The 17156-nt window shown below is 39.7% G+C and carries 13 protein-coding genes and 1 pseudogene; 3 read left to right on the top strand and 11 right to left on the bottom strand.

Going from position 1 to position 17156, the window contains the following annotated elements:
- Window positions 1-134 precede the first annotated feature (134 nt).
- On the top strand, window positions 135-803 hold the full coding sequence (locus ID47_RS01460; RefSeq protein ID WP_038463049.1) for a heme oxygenase-like domain-containing protein: 669 nt from the start codon (window positions 135-137) through the stop codon (window positions 801-803).
- A gap of 364 nt (window positions 804-1167) precedes the next feature.
- Window positions 1168-2466, top strand: a complete 1299-nt coding sequence (locus tag ID47_RS01455) for a sensor histidine kinase (protein ID WP_038463047.1) — start codon at window positions 1168-1170, stop codon at window positions 2464-2466.
- Between the two features lie 428 nt (window positions 2467-2894).
- Here the strand turns inward: ID47_RS01455 and ID47_RS11535 are convergent, their stop codons facing one another.
- The 3 genes and pseudogenes from ID47_RS11535 to ID47_RS13380 form a co-directional block, all read right to left on the bottom strand.
- Complete coding sequence (locus ID47_RS11535) at window positions 2895-4952, bottom strand: S8 family serine peptidase (protein WP_051908393.1); 2058 nt, start codon at window positions 4950-4952, stop codon at window positions 2895-2897.
- Window positions 4953-5206: 254 nt separating this feature from the next.
- On the bottom strand, window positions 5207-5524 hold the full coding sequence (locus ID47_RS01445; protein ID WP_051908390.1) for an IS110 family transposase: 318 nt from the start codon (window positions 5522-5524) through the stop codon (window positions 5207-5209).
- A 120-nt stretch (window positions 5525-5644) separates the two neighbouring features.
- A pseudogene (locus ID47_RS13380) lies at window positions 5645-5843 on the bottom strand (DUF4158 domain-containing protein); the annotation flags it as partial.
- Between the two features lie 94 nt (window positions 5844-5937).
- Here ID47_RS13380 and ID47_RS01440 point away from each other — a divergent pair.
- Window positions 5938-6543, top strand: a complete 606-nt coding sequence (locus ID47_RS01440) for a recombinase family protein (RefSeq protein WP_038463045.1) — start codon at window positions 5938-5940, stop codon at window positions 6541-6543.
- 228 nt (window positions 6544-6771) lie between these two features.
- Here ID47_RS01440 and ID47_RS01435 read toward each other — a convergent pair whose 3' ends face one another.
- From ID47_RS01435 to ID47_RS01405, 8 genes are all read right to left on the bottom strand, one after another.
- Entirely contained in the window at window positions 6772-7770 is a 999-nt protein-coding gene (locus ID47_RS01435; protein WP_038463043.1) for a response regulator, read from the bottom strand.
- A 388-nt stretch (window positions 7771-8158) separates the two neighbouring features.
- Window positions 8159-12049, bottom strand: coding sequence for an NB-ARC domain-containing protein (locus tag ID47_RS11530; protein WP_051908389.1), 3891 nt, complete (start codon window positions 12047-12049; stop codon window positions 8159-8161).
- Between the two features lie 142 nt (window positions 12050-12191).
- Window positions 12192-13346, bottom strand: a complete 1155-nt coding sequence (locus tag ID47_RS11525; protein ID WP_051908387.1) for a patatin-like phospholipase family protein — start codon at window positions 13344-13346, stop codon at window positions 12192-12194.
- A 313-nt stretch (window positions 13347-13659) separates the two neighbouring features.
- Entirely contained in the window at window positions 13660-14124 is a 465-nt protein-coding gene (locus tag ID47_RS12220; protein WP_084675832.1) for a DDE-type integrase/transposase/recombinase, read from the bottom strand.
- A complete protein-coding gene (locus ID47_RS12750) occupies window positions 14063-14299 on the bottom strand; it encodes a hypothetical protein (protein ID WP_156956606.1) in 237 nt (78 codons plus the stop codon). The genes ID47_RS12220 and ID47_RS12750 overlap by 62 nt, the downstream gene beginning before the upstream one ends.
- A 94-nt stretch (window positions 14300-14393) precedes the next feature.
- Complete coding sequence (locus ID47_RS01415; RefSeq protein ID WP_038463041.1) at window positions 14394-14942, bottom strand: DUF1269 domain-containing protein; 549 nt, start codon at window positions 14940-14942, stop codon at window positions 14394-14396.
- Window positions 14943-15189: 247 nt separating this feature from the next.
- Complete coding sequence (locus tag ID47_RS01410; protein WP_038463039.1) at window positions 15190-16152, bottom strand: YfdX family protein; 963 nt, start codon at window positions 16150-16152, stop codon at window positions 15190-15192.
- A gap of 37 nt (window positions 16153-16189) precedes the next feature.
- Window positions 16190-16819: an HdeD family acid-resistance protein gene (locus ID47_RS01405; protein ID WP_051908385.1), complete on the bottom strand. Its 630-nt coding sequence runs from the start codon at window positions 16817-16819 to the stop codon at window positions 16190-16192.
- Window positions 16820-17156 lie beyond the last annotated feature (337 nt).

The following is a 17156-nucleotide window of genomic DNA, read 5'->3' as shown; positions in this document are numbered from 1 at the left end:
TCTCAACCATAGATTGATGACCTCAACTGCAGGTATTGACGAGTTAGGCTGATAATAGGTATATCATTAACTGAAAACGGCCTCAACGCAGGTGATATCTATTTAAAAACTATAAAATAGAAAGAGTAATAATAATGGCCCTCCAAGCTGCCAACAAGAAAGCACAACATTACAATATCAAGACTTTCTCTCTAAAAGCTCTTTTAGTAAAAAATGAGGAATTTAAAAATAATTTTCGAAATAATTTACTATTTAAATTAATGAAATCTAGACATTTTTCTAAATCAGAAAATAAGAATAAAATGCTAGACTACTTTCAAACATGGTCAACTTATTTTCAACAGATGATGTTCTTAAAAACTGCTTTCTGCCAAGACCCAGTTTTTGTTCCTCTATTTCGTAAGCATTTTGAAGAGGAATATGGTCATGATAAAATTCTTTCTCAAGAAAGGAACCACCGGCTTCCGCAAACTGATGCAATTTTAGAAGCTATTTGCAATTGGTTCCCCTCAAAAATCCTTTCTTTTACTCCTTACGAACAACTGGTATTGGTTAATTTATGCTTAGAAGCTTCGTCTGTAATCTTCCACGAATATGCTATTCCGGCTCTCGATCCTAAGAGAGAGCTCAGTTATTTACAACTTCATCAAGAGGTTGATATCTCTCATGAAGAAATGGGAAATCACTTATTAGAAGGACTTACAGAGATACAATATAAAAGATTACTTGATATACAAGAAATTTCATGGAATATGATTGAAGCTTTAATGCATCGTATTGCAGAATTAACTGTTAAGCCCTAATTAATTTTATCAATATACTGCTCTCTGATATTTAAATTTAGAGCAGTATTTATTGAGCAACATATTTTATCTTTAATCGTTTAGCAAAAAGCTTGAGGGATCTGGGGAAGGTTAATCCAGAGATGAATAGCAGGATAGTTCTATCTCAAAAATATATTAAGTACATGACGTTAATCAGTAAATAAGTTTTATAAAGCTCTGCCACTTGTTGCAGGGATAAGTTTTTTTGCAAGAGAAAGATATTTTAATGATATTGATTGTTTAAGATTTTTTAATCAATTTTATTGTACCTTATTAAAAGGAAGGTTTCTTATTATATCTGTACGAGACTAATTAAATTGACCTAGGGGAGATATACACTTATATGGTTAAATTTTTTGATTGGCGAAACTTAAGTTTATCGATAAAAGAAGATGCCTCAATTTCATTAATGAAAACTTTCGGAATATTTGGTCTTATTAATTTTCCTTTGCTTTACTTAGTGGGAGCATCATTTTTAGATGAGAAACCGGCAGCATTATACCTAAGATTAATAGGTTTTATTCTCTGTCTGTTGTTAGCATTAATAGATTATTGGCCACAAAGAATTAGAAAATTTCAAAGCATTTATTGGTTTTCAACCATAATTTATTGTCTCCCTTTTTTTGCGACTTATATGTTTATAGAAAATGAAGGTTCTATAGCATGGCAAGTTAAAATAACAGTTGCAACTTTCTGGTTAGTTTTAGTTACAAATCTCGTACAATTCCTTATTATCCTTCCGTTCGGCGTGGCTTTAGGAATTGTTACTTATATGTTAATTTCTACCTCAATTAGTTTTACGCAAGGTGAGGCTTTTGGCCATTTTTTTAATTATATGTGGACAATGGTTATTGCCTGTATATTTGCTCACCGGAAAGAACTTACACAAAAAGAAAAACAAAAGTCTCTTAGAACACAAGCAGGGGCAATTGCCCATGAGATGCGCACGCCTTTATCAGCAATTGAAACAGCAGCTGAAGGATTGAAAATACATTTACCCAATCTTCTTCATACTCAAAAAATAGCGCAAGAAGAAGGCCGCGCTCAATCTCCTCTTAATAAAAATAAGTTAGAATTACTGGCCGAAATTCCAGATGAGATAAAAGCAACAGCGAGGAGCGCGTTCACTGTTATTGATATGCTTCTTATGAATCTAAAAGAAGATGCACTTGAAGCTGTTCCAGAAAAATGCTCCATCTTGCATAGCGTCCAGACTGCGCTGCGTGATTATTCTTTAAGAGATGAAGATAAAGAGCTTATATCTGTAGAAATAAAACAGGATTTTAAATTTTATGGTCATCCACTTACCTTTAAGCACGTTCTATTTAACTTGCTCAAAAATGCTCTTTATTATCTTAAGGCTGCAAATAAAGGAAAGATCACTATTTGGACAGAGACAGGGGAAAAAGTGAACAAGTTATATTTTGAAGATACTGGGAAGGGGATTTCTAAAGATTATCTTCCTTATATCTTTGATCAGTTTTCTACGCGAACTGCTCATGGAACTGGTGTTGGCCTTGCCTTTTGCAAGATGGTTATGACCAAATTGGGGGGTGATATTACCTGTGAATCGGTTGAAGGAGACTATACAAGATTCATATTAACCTTCCCTGTTTTGATGGAAGACAAGCCGCCTTATTGACTGAAACGAGCTGATAGAAAAAGTTAGTGATGAGAAGAAACAAGAGTTGGCGTATCAGGGGTCCGTTCCGGAGAGGGGCGAAATGACACTCTAAGAGTGAATCAGCGTTTTTTCTGCCATCTGTATTCACCAGTGAGAAGGATATGAGCCCATCCAAAGGGCGATTGCAATCTTAAATCACCTTATTTCCAAATTTGCAATGGAACCCTCCTGGCGCACCATGCAAAAGCCCTGCACACTACCCCAAGTTGATGACGGTACCAGAGAAACCACTAAGAATTAACACTTCCCTACACTACTCCTTGTATGAAAGGAAAAAATCTCAACCATTACCACCTTCCAAAAAGTAATGGTTGAGATCCAAGAGGAGAGTCAATAGTTATGGGTGCCCGAAGTTCTTACTCAATCCCCTCCTTATAAATTTATTACTAAGGCCAAATCCCTCCACTTGGGTCTCTCGGAGGTTCTGGCTCTTCAGGTGGTATGTCTCCTGGCTGTGGAGCTCCAACGTCTTCTCCTGACCCTAGATCCACACCTGCAGCTTTGTTAACGGCAGCGTAGGCATTTACACAACCATAGCCATAAAATGGTGAATGACCATTACTGTCATAAGTGCTTAAATCTCCAATTTTTCGAGCTGTTGTTTCCAGTATTCCTTTAACTTCCCCACTTTTAAGGTTAGGATTGACAGACAAAACAAGCGCAGCAATCCCCGAAACAAGCGCAGTTGATGCAGATGTACCTCCAAAATCGCTTATATAGTCCTTTGCAGCCTCAGTCTTCTCCCACTCTCCTCTAACAGAAGAAGTGAAGATATCCTCACCAGGCGCACAGATTGAAATTTCTTTGCCAAAATTAGAGCCATGCCCAACTGTGAAGAGCCATCTTTGATCCAAAGGTGATGAAGCTGCAACCGCTATAACATCTGGATGGGTAGCATAAGTATTTATCTTAACATGGGGAGACTCAGTATCATTAATATTTTCGTTCTTATTTCCCGCGGCAAAAACGATAACACATCCTTTTTTATCTCCATTTATATCCCGGCCAAATTTTGCGCATTTTTGAATTGCCCACACTTGGCGGTACGAAAGTGGCTTGTTTTTAGCCTCTGACCCCCAACTACAACTAACGACATCTGCTCCGTTTTCCGTGACATAGTTAAACCATTGCTCAATATCATCATCCCCCGCCCCCAGCCCTAACTGTAACGCCCGCACAGGCATAAGCTTTGCATTAGGGGCAGCTCCTACAATCTTGCCTCCTCCTACTTCACCCACCGCTATGCCAGCACAGTTTGTGCCATGCTTAAGATAGGTAATAGCGCGCATCCGAGTTTCATTATCTGTGCTCTTTAGGTTTGGGTCCTTACGATCTGGCCTAGGGTCATCATTATTCCTAACAAAGTCCCAAGGCGCAGTAATTTTAGAGTTTTCATGACGAATATACGGCTGTCCACCTACCTGGACGCGAGGCAAAATTTGTATTGGTGGTAATAATAGAGTCTCTTTCCAACGGCCTAAATCAGGATGGCCCCTCCTTATTATGTCAGGAAGATCAGCAGGAGGATGGCTCCAGCTTGGTAAATGAACTTCAGGGGGATTTATAAAATCTTCCCAGCGGATTAAATGTTGACGATTCAATAAATGATCCAATTCCTGAAAAGAGATTACCCTGTCATAAGGATAACCTATGTCAAAACCAGTATCAATCACTGCTACAGTGATAAAGGGGGATCCAAAACTCTCCTTCCCCAAACTATCCATCGCTTTCCAAGCAGCAATTACACGAGCATCCGCGTTTTTTACCCAGGGAAAACCTCCGTCATTATATAAGGCCCACTGATAGTGCAAATATGGATCTTTGGGCCTATCAAAACCCAGTAAAGCAAGGGGAGTTGCAAGATTAGGTTCGGCAATTTCCACTGATTCCAAGGTTTGTAAGAGCTTTGCCGTTTTTACGGGGTTTAGAGCAGAAGGAGTGATAGAAACAATAAACTTGTTCTTTCCTCTTGTCTCAAGCAGATCAAGAGCATGTTGTTTTAAAATCTCGTCACGCTCATCTGAGGAGATATTTTTTTTAAATTTTACATACAGATCTCCCTTAGGAACCACAGGTGTTTGGTCCTGAGGTTGGGTATGGTAAACATGAGTTCCTTTTTCTACACCTTGAAAGCTTCTTATTTGATCTAATTTAATATTGAGATCTGTAGGTGTTTTAAGTTTTAGAATCTGGAACCCTCCTAAATTTTGGTAGATACTTATAAATTTATCTGCTTCGTCTCCTAAAATTGAGTGAAGATTATCGCATGTATCGGCCTCAGCGTTCGCAAGCTTAACCCCGATGAGGTTTTGGCTTTTTATTAAAGTAATCTTGGTGTTCGGGCCATAATTGAGTTCGCATGTCTCAAAACTAGAAGCATTGGTGCTTCCTTGTACCCCTAAAAAGAGACCGAAGAACAGAAAATAAAGTTGCTTTATCATCATTTACCTCTCTTTCTTTTACCGTTTGTCTTCTTATCCCCTTAAAGTTGAGGGGCTTTTTGGCAAGAAAAGTTTTATTTAGAGTTAGGAACGTTATAAACATAAATGATAACGTTTTTTCTTTAAGTATTTCTCTTTTAATTATTTTCTTACAATTTATATCTATATAATAAATAAATAAAAAATAATTTGTGAAATTTAGTATTCATTTCTCTAGAAATACGAATTAGGATAGCTCGGCACCGTCATCAGCTTGTCTATGTTTGTAAGGACTTAAGTTTAGCATTAGCAATGATGACGATTTTACGCATAAGAGCCGTCAAAGCGACCATTTTCTTTTTACCTCTGTTGATAAGATTTTCATAGAAAGCCTTAAGAGGACTATTGGTTCTTCTCGCTGTCAAAGCAGCCATAAAGAGGATGCGTTTAACATCAGCTCTGCCGCCTTTTGTTCTTCTATATTCCACTATCTTTCCACTTTCACAAGGATGAGGAGCCAATCCTGCAAGGTTGGCTATTTGGTGCCGGTTAAGGGTTCCTAATTCAGGCAGTAATACCAAAAGAGTGGTGGCCACGAGGGCCTACCCCTGAAATCTCTTGAAGAGTTTGATAGCGTTGAATAAGAACAGGACAGTGTGAAGAAGTTTGGTCAAAATGTCATCAATTTCAGTGATTTGCGTTTCCAAGTGGTCGCGTGGATAGAGAGTACGGCCTGGATGACGCAGTGCACAAAGCTGAAGCGCAAACCCCAATCTGTTTTCTGGCCGACGTCGTTCACGGATATGATCCAGATCGTCGTCGGCTAAAGTGTAGTGTCAATAGAGAGGGCTCGTCTATCGGAAGATCGACCAGCGCGGATCGTTGTCGTTCAGTAAGGACATGGCGTCTTGGCATGCAAAATTGTCCCAGTTGATCTAAAGTCTGTTTTGCACAATACTTACGCCAGTAAAATCATGAACTTACAAGACTAATTTCTAAGGAGGTTCAATTGGGACATCGTGCCGCCATATATGCCAGAGTCTCTACGACTGACCAATCGTGCGAACGACAAATAACAGAATTGACAGCCTTTGCTGATCGAGGTGGCTTTAAAATAATTGGCATCTTTAAGGATATTACTTTTGGAACAAAAACAAATCGCCTCGCCCGTAACCGCGTCATCAAACTCGCGCAGGCTCGAAAAATCGATGCTATTTTGGTCACAGAGCTCAGTCGATGGGGACGCTCCACTCAGGATCTTCTGGAAACACTTAATCGACTTTCAGGATGGAAAGTTTTGGTGGTTGCTATGAATGGTATGACCTTCGAACTTAACACACCTCATGGCTGTATGATGGCTACTATACTGGCAGGAATTGCTCAATTTGAGCGCGACCTTCTCAGCGAACACGTGAAATCTGGTCTTGCTGCAGCGAGAGCACGAGGAAAAAAGCTTGGCCGCCAACCAGGGCAACGACCAAAATCAAACAAACTTACTCCCAGAGTGCTTGAAGCCTTAGAATCTGGAAAAAGCTATCGTTGGATTGCTCGAGACCTTGGCATCAGTAAAAATACTGTAACTGACATCGTCAAACGGAACAGGGAAAATTCTTAGAGTGTTATTTCGCCCTCTGCCGGAACGGACCCCTATCAGGTAGCAGTAACCAAACTGCCATAACCTTTAATAAGGAAGGTCGCCGCGGGCATTGACTTTATTCCTGTGAAAGTACCTAGTGCGCAGGATCATCAAAGCCAGCAACAACAGGAGGTTGTTTCAAATTTCCCACTCAGCTCTTGCCGCCGTATGCACAGCCCAGTAAAAGCGCAGAGGCGGCCATATTCCTCACCTTGCTTGTTGAGAGTGCTCAAATGAACAAAGATTTAGATCCTTTTCAAAACCTGGATGGGGAATATATGCCACATAATAAGGATGGTTACCTTCTATAACCTCAAGAGTATGGACATAATTTTTCCAGTTATGACTATTAATATCAACCCAGCCTTTACCATAGAAAGGAAAGCACATGGTTTTACGGTCTTCTTCTATATCTTTTATTAAAGCCGCATAATCTGAGTTTTCTAAGTCAATAAGATCCCTAAGAGTTGCATGTGTATTGATCTGGTTATCTTCTAATGTTTCGGCTGTAAAGGCATAAAGTGTACTTAATTCACCTTTCCGAGAAAGGCAAATAAATCCCCCGACCACTTCGTTAATATAATATTCGCATATGCTGTGTTTTTTTACTAACTCATCAAAATATTGAATAAAAACTGGATCATAAAAAGCCGTTTCTTCTGGATTGATAGAATTGATTTCCTTAAACGCACTTCCAACCAAAACATCTGTTAGCGTTTTAAAGTATGCCAATTGACTCGTATGGATAAAATCATTAACAACTTTTTCTTTATCAAAATCCTGCTTTTTAATGTATCCGTCAATAATTCCTTTATTGAAAGCCCGGATAGCAACATTTTCATCCGCAACTCCGGTATGCAGAATCTTTCGAACGTATGGATTCTTTATTTTTTCACAAAATTCTAAACCATTCATCGCTGGCATTTGAAAATCAACAATAACAGTTGAGACTTCCTCATGACGTTTTGCATTGTGCATTGCCTTGTAGAGCTCATAGATTTTTGCCTCCGGAGAAGAAATCGATGAAGTGATAAAATCAGTAGGAATAGAGCTGTTAATAACCTCCAACGCCTTATAAGGATCAGTAAAAAAATCATAATTGGCTATGTCATGGTTGATAAATGAATTGATACTTTTTAAAACCCCTTCATCATCATCTACAAAGATAACTTTTGTCGGAAAATAACAGCATAATAAAGAATTCATTCCCTTCACCTCATTCTATACTCATCATTATTTTGCCAGAAAATGGTTAAAGAAATATATATTTTTTAAATAGAGTTAAATAAGTTTTAAACAATTTTCTCAAATTTAAGGAATAGCGTTTCATCCAGTAGAAGCCATTATGGGAATGATAATAAAACTTTCAATATTTTCTTTTTCAGCGATATAAAATTTCTAAAGTTATTATGTTGATAGATGAAAAGGCATTGCCAAAGGCTTAGAATAGCAAGAAAAATATAAAGCAATAAGTGGTGCCGGGTAAAACATGATAAATAGAGAAAAAGGTAGGCCCACAGCCTATTTTCTCAATGCTACACCGTCTGTAGCATTAGAACTCTCCTATAAGGCTGTATGCACAATCTGGGTCACCTCAGTATCTCCCGAGGGCAACTGCATACATGAACCCGAGCATCAAACCGGATGGATATTGCGCTTCTGCAAGTCCTTGGTCTGCTGCGTTGATGAGCAATTCAAAAGCTTTGACCTCATCTTTCTCGACTCCCAAGCCAAATCCATACCTGCCATCAAGCTTAAATTGAGCCTGGGCAAGACCTTGGTCTGCTGCTTGGGTGAGCAATTCAATAGCTTTGCGGTCATCCTTTTCGACGCCGCGGCCCCCTGCATACATTAAACCGAGATTATATTGTGCTCCTGCAAAGCCTTGGTTTGCCGCCTTGGTGAACCATTCAACAGCTATGCCTTCATCCTGCTCGACGCCGCGGCCTCTTGCATACATGGAACCGAGCTCACATTGCGCTTCTGCAAGTCCTTGGTCTGCCGCCTTGGTGAACCATTCAACAGCTGTGGCCTCGTCCTTCTTAACGCCGCGGCCTCTTGCATACATTAAACCAAGGTCATATTGCGCCCCTATAAACCCTTGGTCTGCCGCCTTGGTGAACCATTCAACAGCTGTGGCCTCATCCTTCTCGACGCCACGGCCCTCCGCATACATGGAACCGAGGTTATGTTGCGCCAGGGAAAGTCCTTGATTTGCCACCTTGGTTAACAATTCAACAGCTGTGGCCTCATCCTTCTCGACGCCACAACCCTCCGCATACATGGAACCGAGCTCACATTGCGCCCCTATAAACCCTTGGTCTGCCGCCTTAGTGTACAATTCAATAGCTTTAGCCTCATCCTTCTCGACGCCACGGCCAGTAGCATACATGGAACCGAGATCACATAGTGCAGCTGCCTCTCCTTGGTCTGCCGCCTTAGTGTACAATTCAATAGCTTTGGCCTCATCCTTTTCAACTCCCCGACCAATAGCATACATGGAACCGAGATTATTTTGTGCTATTGCAAGCCCTTGGTTTGCAGCCGTGGCAAACCATTCAACAGCTTTACTCTCATCCTTTTCGACCCCGCGGCCATGTAAATACATGAAACCGAGATTACATTGCGCCCCTGCAAGCCCTTGATTTGCAGCCTCGGTTAACAATTCAACAGCTTTGACCTCATCCTTTTCAATCCCGTAACCAACAGAATACATGAGACCGAGATTATTTTGTGCTAATGCATCTCCCTGTTCTGCCGCTTTAGCGTACCATTTGAAAGCGATTGTATAATTTTGAGGCACCCAAGCACCAAGTTCGAAAAAGGAAGCTACAGCTACTTGAACGCTAGAATTACTTGATTCAGCAATTTCCAAGAGGAGTTTCAAAGTGGCTGAATCGTCTTTTTTATTGATACTTCCAAGAAGAATATTTCCTCGTTCTAATAAATACTTTAGCCTTTTATCATCCTTGCTCCTTTCTGCATCTAAGGCGTGCGATGCTAACAATCCGATGTTTATTCCTATAAAATAGGAAATTCTGCCCATCCATTCAAGTAAACTAACTTGTTCGGATGTCATATTTAAACGCTCTGCATGCCCAAGCAAAACCAAGATATGGGGAAAATATTTAAATGTTTCTTCACGTACTTCCCTCTTATGGGAATTCATTTTAAATACTGCCTTAATCTTTTCTAAAAATAAACTGCATAGCTTCTCGACTCTTGGGCGGCCTTGATTTACTAAAGTTTTGGAGTCCTTTTGGTTATCTCCTTTAAATTCTTGTTGTATTCTTTCAACCAGCTGAATCAAACTGTGAATAGAAAAAGAGAAACCATTATTTTTAATTAAGGAAAAAGTCACTAACTCTGAAAATGCCCGATCCAGCTCATCCTTTGCCAAAATAGAAGAAAAGAGTTCTGTTGATAAACCATATGGATCGAGATAACTGAAGTAGGCCAATAATTCTGTAGCGGCAGGACTGATAAGACCTTTGGCCATTTCAACGGTATTGGTAATCAGGTGTTCATAATCAAGGGAGGGGGTCTTCCCTAAATAGTGCGGATCATATTTAAGAACTGCCAACGCTGTAGCGTTAAAATCTTCTAGATAGCTATTAAACCTATATTCCTTATTACTCCTCCGGATAAACTCAATGTAATTTCCTGCCAATGAAAGGGCTAGAGGAAGATACCCGAGTTGTTTAGCAACTGCTCGCGCTTGTTTTTGATTCCCAGCACTGTTTTCTATTTTTGAGACTTCTAAAAGAAACTCCATAGCCTCTTTCGGTTGAAAGACATCCAAGCTAAGGGCTGGATGACCCCATCCTTCCTGGCAGCGAGAGGTCATCAGAATGTGGCCCCCTGTAAGGGGGATCTTCTCGTTTAGAAAATGGTGATCGGGAACATTATCATAGATGAGAAGATAGGGGCATTTAAGGGAAAGATGATCATTAACCAGCTCTACAATAGTCTCAAAACTGCTACTCTCTTCAAAAGTTACTTGGAGTTTGCGTAATAGGCCTTTATATCCTTGCAGCAGATTATTGTCCGTATCACTTTTAAGCCAATAGATTAGCTGATAGGCATAGTTCTTATAAGCCTCATCAGCATACTTTAGAGCCAGAGTAGTTTTCCCCACCCCTCCCATTCCTGTCAGTAAAGCCTTTTGAGAATCTGTCGTAATTGTTAGACGACCATGTTTATGGAGCTCCTGCCACAATTGAGTCAAGTAGCTTGTATCCGATCCTTGAGGGAAAGTCTCCTTAAAGTTTGGAGGGACTTGAGGAAGAAGATTCCTTAGAGGAGGAGTAGTTGTCACCTTGATCCACTTACGCGGACTAGGAGAAAGAATCAAAGGTTGTCGCGGCTCTAAAGCTTCTTGGACCGCTTTTTCTTGATAAGCTTTTACTAGCTCGTTAGCAATAGACTCAAATGCTTTATATTCTCTTCCTTCGGGGTTGGAAACATATAAGCCCGCTTGTCTAAGTGCTTCTATACCTTCCTTACTGGAAGAGCTAAGAGGTAAAGAGCTAAGGGGTAACTGGATCCTAATATAATCTATTTTTTTCCCTGTTTGCTCAATAAGCCTCTGAAAAGGATTTAAATGGAGTAAGTGCCGATCTTGTGTTGCCCTTTCAAGAACAGTATCAAAGGCGTAACCCTGTCTTCTCCCAAAGGCTCGGGGAGCTTCGCCGGTTCCTAACGAAGCTATAAAGAAATCACACTCAGGAAATAATTCTAAAGCCCTTTTCAAAGCTTCGAAGGTAGCATCCGTGTAAAGTTTTTCAGCCGTGTAAAAGCTATAATCCTCTGCAGCTTTTCCTTGTTGCTCTTCTTTCTTATTTTTAATAGCTATTCCAGGATCAATAGGGGGAGCCATGCTAACGTAGGCAATATCACCCATCTTAAAATCTTGACTTGCATGTTTATAAGCTTGTTCGCTATCAAAAAAATATATGGATTTTTGCCCGACATTATAAGCAGGAATATAGAGACGAGAAGGCGATTCACTAAGCCACCTATTTCTAAAATACCGTCCCAAGAGGTTCAAACGGTCTTCTGGAGCATCGTGTACTTGTTGAGAAAAGCCATGCAGTTTATCAGCTTCATAGAGGTTATTTTCTGCATCACAAGCGTTTAAAAAAAGGACACTGAGAGCTCCTGTAGAACTACCAACCATTAAATCAAAGCAATTAGCTAAACGGGCTTCTTTAGGCTTCTCTTTAACATTCGATTGCAGAATTTCTTCCATTCTTTCCAAAATCGTGGCAGGGATAATGCCAGGTGTCTCTCCCCCATCAATAGTCAGGATGCGAACGATTCTTCTATCAGAGAAGTCAGGCTGTTCCATAGCAGTTAAAGGCGCTATGTTCTGAGCTATAAAGCTGAGGATCATTAGCCAACAAACAAGGCGTTTTGTTCGCTTGCATCGAATATTTGTATAAGAAAGGTCTGGAGAAGAGAAGGATGAAGGTCGTTTATCCATTCTTTACCTCCTTTTTGTTTATTTCTATAGGTTAAACTTGTTTTATACATCTTTTCGTAAAGGAATAAGAAGGAGGAGTTCTTTCAAGTCACCTCCTTCTCCTTTTTCCCTCCTCCCTGTAGATAAGTTGGAGGCTTTCTATTTATACCAGTTGTTTTTCTTTATAGTCTTGCAGTCTGGATACAATCTGCTTCAAGGTTTTATAATATCCCATAGGATTTTCAGGGTTTAACAGGAATAATCCTGCCTGCCGTAAATTCTCAATATTAGCTGCTTTATCCATATCGCTAATGACTTCTTCTATGGGAAGTTGGATTCTATAATACTCGACGTTTCTGCCTTGATTCTCCAGGCTTTCTTTTAACCCTTCTAAGACTTTTAAATGCCTATCTTGATGGCGGCCCATAAGATGATCTGCAATCTTAGGTGCCCAAGCTACTTTACCACCACTTTTTAAGCTTAAATCTCCGAATTTTCTTGGCGGTTCCCCTGTCCCTAAAGAGACGATAAAAAGATCGCATCCTGGAAACTTTTTTTCAGCCCTTCGAATAGCTTCATATGTCGGGTCATTGGCATAAAGCCCTCCATCTAGAAAAGTATGCTCTTCTCCTTTCTGATCTTGTATGGTCGCTGCCTCAAAGAAAGTTGGTGCTGCAGAGGTAGCTCGGCCCACATCTTTCATTCTGAAATTCTGGCTTTTAAGCTTTTTAGCTCTGCTGCTATTGAATATGTAAGCACATTGCTCTCCCATATTGTCAGCTGGAATAAGCACATCACCTATAGAGTCGCTTAGCCACTTGTCACCTAACTGTTCTGCCAGTATCTTTTCTAAAGGATGGGCATCATATTTAGGCCCTGCCCAAGATGTTATCTTTCCCCAGGTGCTGACAGGAGGAAAGATGGTTTGTCCGTAATCCCGGTAGAATTTAACTAGATCTTCAGCAGACTTACCAGCATTAAGCCCTAAAACAATAATGCCCCCTGTAGAAGTTCCTGCCATAATATCGAAACAATCAGCAAGTTGAACTTTTTCTTTAAGTTTGGCCTCTAACCGCTCTTCGACACCTTCTAAAATAGTTGCCGGAAGTACTCCTCTTACCCCGCCCCCATCAATTGTTAGGATGCGCACGACTTGCCTTTCTGAGGGTGAATGGGCCAGGGAAGACGAAGGAAGCATCTCTGTTTTTCCCTCCTGCTCCATTGCCCAGGAAGAAGATAGAGCGATAAGCGTCATTAAGATGGGGTACCATTTAGATATCCTTTTGTAGGTCTCATCTAGATTAAAATGTATTAACATAGAAACTTCTCCTCTCTTGGTAAGTTTTATTACTTAGTCCTTCCTTAAGTAGGCCTACCTCTGTAAAATACCATCTATTGCAAATAAATCGCGGCATTAAATTACATTTTTTATTTACTTTTTATTTAATTGTTTGGTTAATTAATATAATATATATTTTAGTATATATAATAATTTACTATCTATATTTATTGGTTAATGATGGTACCTCAGCTACCCTCGACAGTTTTAAAAAACTTAGGCAGGTCCTTAGACCTTAAAGAGTATCGTCAAGTTGTTTAGAAAGAATGGGATGGACGAAGTTTTTTCCCCCTTATTTGGCATAATGGTGGTGTGAAGCTACAATCTCATTAAAGATATCAATGGATTGGATAAACTTTTGTCGATACTCTTTGGCTCTCTGTTTATACCGTCCTACTTTTAAAAGATTAAGAAAAGTGCCCATACTGCTTAAAAATCTTTGAGCGCTTGACACACTTTTGAAACCTCTCATTTGTCTCTCTTTTTCTCTTGTCGGCTGATGACTGTTTTCTATTCTATTGTTCAAGCGTTTATGCGATCGATGCTCCGCAGATTTGAGTAAAATTCTATGGGCCTTTTTATAGCTTCTCAGCTTATCTGTCACCATGACGCGAGGAGACATGCCTAATTTTTTAAGAGCTCGCTTTAAAAATCGGATAGCTGACTTGGCATTTCTTCTCCTTTGTAAAAGGACATCAATCAATATGCCATTTGTCTTTAAAAGCTGATCCTCTTTTCTGACGAATACCTCTGGCATAAACAGGTCCCCAAGTCTGACACCAATTTCGAATCGTTTCGTAAGTGACAGATAGGCCTCTATCCTGAAGCATTTCACTTAAATCTCTTAAACTTATTTTATAACGGTAATAATAACGAACAGCAAAGCCGATAACACTTTTGGGAAGACGATACCCTTTATAATGATCTCGCATAATCAACGACTTTCTCTTATTTTTACAAGAATCTTACAATAATTCGAGTTTTACCTCAACAACTTGACGATACCGGTCTCCCTAGTCGTGCCCACTAAATTTGCCATTTGAATCTTCTTTTATTGTGACAACAAATCAACTTTTGTCGTTTTTTAAGTTTATCCTCTATTTCTTTGCTTAAAGTTTTTTGAACTATCTTACTTTTTGCACCTATTTTTTTCAGAGTATCAAAAAGTTTAGGCGCATTGACCTCATCCGTGACGATAAACAAAGCAGCTGAATTATCAGCGCTCAGTGTTTCCGTTAATTCGCTTTTAATTTCTTGAATTTCTATAGCGTCTGTTAATGCTCCTATGGCTGCTCCCAGGGTAGCGCCTGTAAAAGTTCCAATTAAAGGACCAAGAGGGCCAAAGGGAATCCCTATGCAGGCACCGACTAATGTTCCAAGCCAACTTGCCACAATGGTCGCATTGGGCGTAAAACTGAATGATTGCATTAGCCTAACTTCTCCTTTTGGAGATTTCGCAATAATCACAGCCTCTTCCAAATCTAAAGCTCCTTTGCTTTTCATTTTTAATAATTCTAAGCGCGCCATTTCCGCAACTAGTTCATCCTTAAATCCTTGAATAGTGATAATATACATTTCATTTCTCCTTTATTTAGTGGCAAAGATTTTTAAAGAAAGCCACCAGTCCATAAAGTGATCATTTACAATCCCCGATAAATTCTTAAATATTTTTTATATTAGCTCCCCCCATGTTTCCAACTGTTGTTCCTAGGACAAACAAGGCCGAAAACAACAAAACAAAGAGGTGGTTAAGGTGGGGAAATGGCATCCTCTTTTACTGCTTTAGGAATACCAATACCCCCTATTCTTCTTAAGATCTGTCTTAGTGATCATGCTTTTGGGAAAATTGTTTTTTTTCTTCCAAGTGGCCTTTTAGAAAGGCTTTGATCTTATCTAGTAAAACCCCAACCGCCGCACTAATACTTTTATTGGCCTTAAGCTGTTTCTCCACATCGTGGATAGCCTTTTCTAAAGAGTCATATTCTGCATCTTTACTTTTAAGGATATAGCCAAGTTCTTTCGCTCTTTCAATTTCATGCCGGGCATTAGCTATAAGTTTTAAAGCAATATCTTTATCTTTTTCATGTTCTTTTTCTGCAGCTTTAAGCATAACTTCGGCGTTGATAATGGGAATTGGTAAGATTTGGTCAATGATGACTAATGTATTAAGAGCCCGTATGAGTACCGCACTCGACTCATCAGCTTTTTTGTCCTCTAATAGAGCTGCTGCTTTCTTGAGTGCAGCAGAATATATTGCTAAAGCTAAAGAATAGGTACGGATATGGATTTCACTTCGTAAAATATCAAGTAACAAGCGGCTATCTGGATAATCTTTGTTTTTTATAGATCGCTCTACAGCCTTACTAATCTCCTTAATAGCTTTTATTTCTAGGGGAGCTAGATCAATCAATTCCACGCTGAAATCTGCGGGAAGTAGAGCTTCTTCGGGATGATTAGTTAATAAAATATCAAGTGTGCCAATAGCACGTTCAATAGCATCTAAGGCTTCCTGATGATGTTCTTTGTGCAGCGCTTCGACAGCGTTTCTTGTTTCTTTGATGGCAGTGGCAGCATCAGGAACGAGCGTTTGATGAGTTTTTTCCTCAGCGTGTTTGCGTTGCTGCTCCTGTGCCTGAGCTGTGCTTTGCGAAATTGAGACCTGGGGGCTACCGGAGGCAGAGTGTGTTTGTTTAGCATAAGTTGGTGTTGCGCATAAAACTAAACTTACTCCCATTACCTGTAGGCCGGTGGTCGTGAGTTTAAAGAGGGATTTATTATAGATCATGGGGGAACTCCTTTATTGTAGATTTGGCTTCATTTACCTAAAACTGTTCAATTCTCCGAGTGATAGATAAGTCCTTTTTTCGATTGCGTAATTTAAAAGCTAAAAGCAATAACACAATACCTGATGCGACAAAATTAGAACCGATAAGCAGGCCCAGCGTTAGCACACTAATTAAAGGATTAACCCAAAGCAGCACCAGAATTATGATACCTAAAACGACGGAAAGAACGCCATTTAAACCGAGTAACCACTCATTCTGGATTTCTTGCCGTAACCGTACAGCCGCTCTAATTTCAACAAGGCCTGTTGTGATGGACCAAATTGAAATCATTGTCCACAAAAAAATAGTAATCCCGATAGAGGTAATCTGGGGCATAATTAGGGCTACCAAACCAGAGACAACGCCGATCAATCCATTCAAGACTAATGTTCCCCATCTCTGTTTTTTGGACAGGCGGTTGATGCCGGAAACAAGAGAAAATATGCCATCAACTATTGAATAAGCCCCGAAGATAATCGTCATCGTGACCATAGTCGTCAGAGGCATATAAATCGCCATCCCACCAAAAAGGAGGGAAAGGATACCGCGCAAGGCGAATGCCCACCAGTTAGATTGAAGTGAAGAAAGATCAGCTGAATCAGAAACATTGTTTAAATTTTTTTCCATGTTACACTTTCTCCTCCAATTGTTAACGACGTTATTTACCTTTGTAATCTCCGGTGTGGAGCAAGCTGCCTATTTTCTTCTTCTTTTTTATCAAAGCTTTTTACTTTTCTTCCTAAAGACGATCACTCCTTCCTCTTCAAAAATAGCTATGCTTGATTCATCAAGACTAGGAGACTAGATTCAAATTTTATCTTACGATAGGTTTGGTACATGTTCTCCATTTAGAGACTATGATAAAATCTCATGTATTCTCTGTCTCTTTTTGAATGAACTTCCTCCTGAAACCTAAAAATGTATAAATATAATTTACAATTTTATATTACCATTCCCAAATAGA

The organism is Candidatus Paracaedibacter acanthamoebae, assembly GCF_000742835.1.
GTDB classification, from domain to species: Bacteria; Pseudomonadota; Alphaproteobacteria; order Paracaedibacterales; family Paracaedibacteraceae; genus Paracaedibacter; species Paracaedibacter acanthamoebae.
Note: the sequence above shows the minus strand (reverse complement) of the source record. Positions and strands in the feature narration are given on the sequence as shown.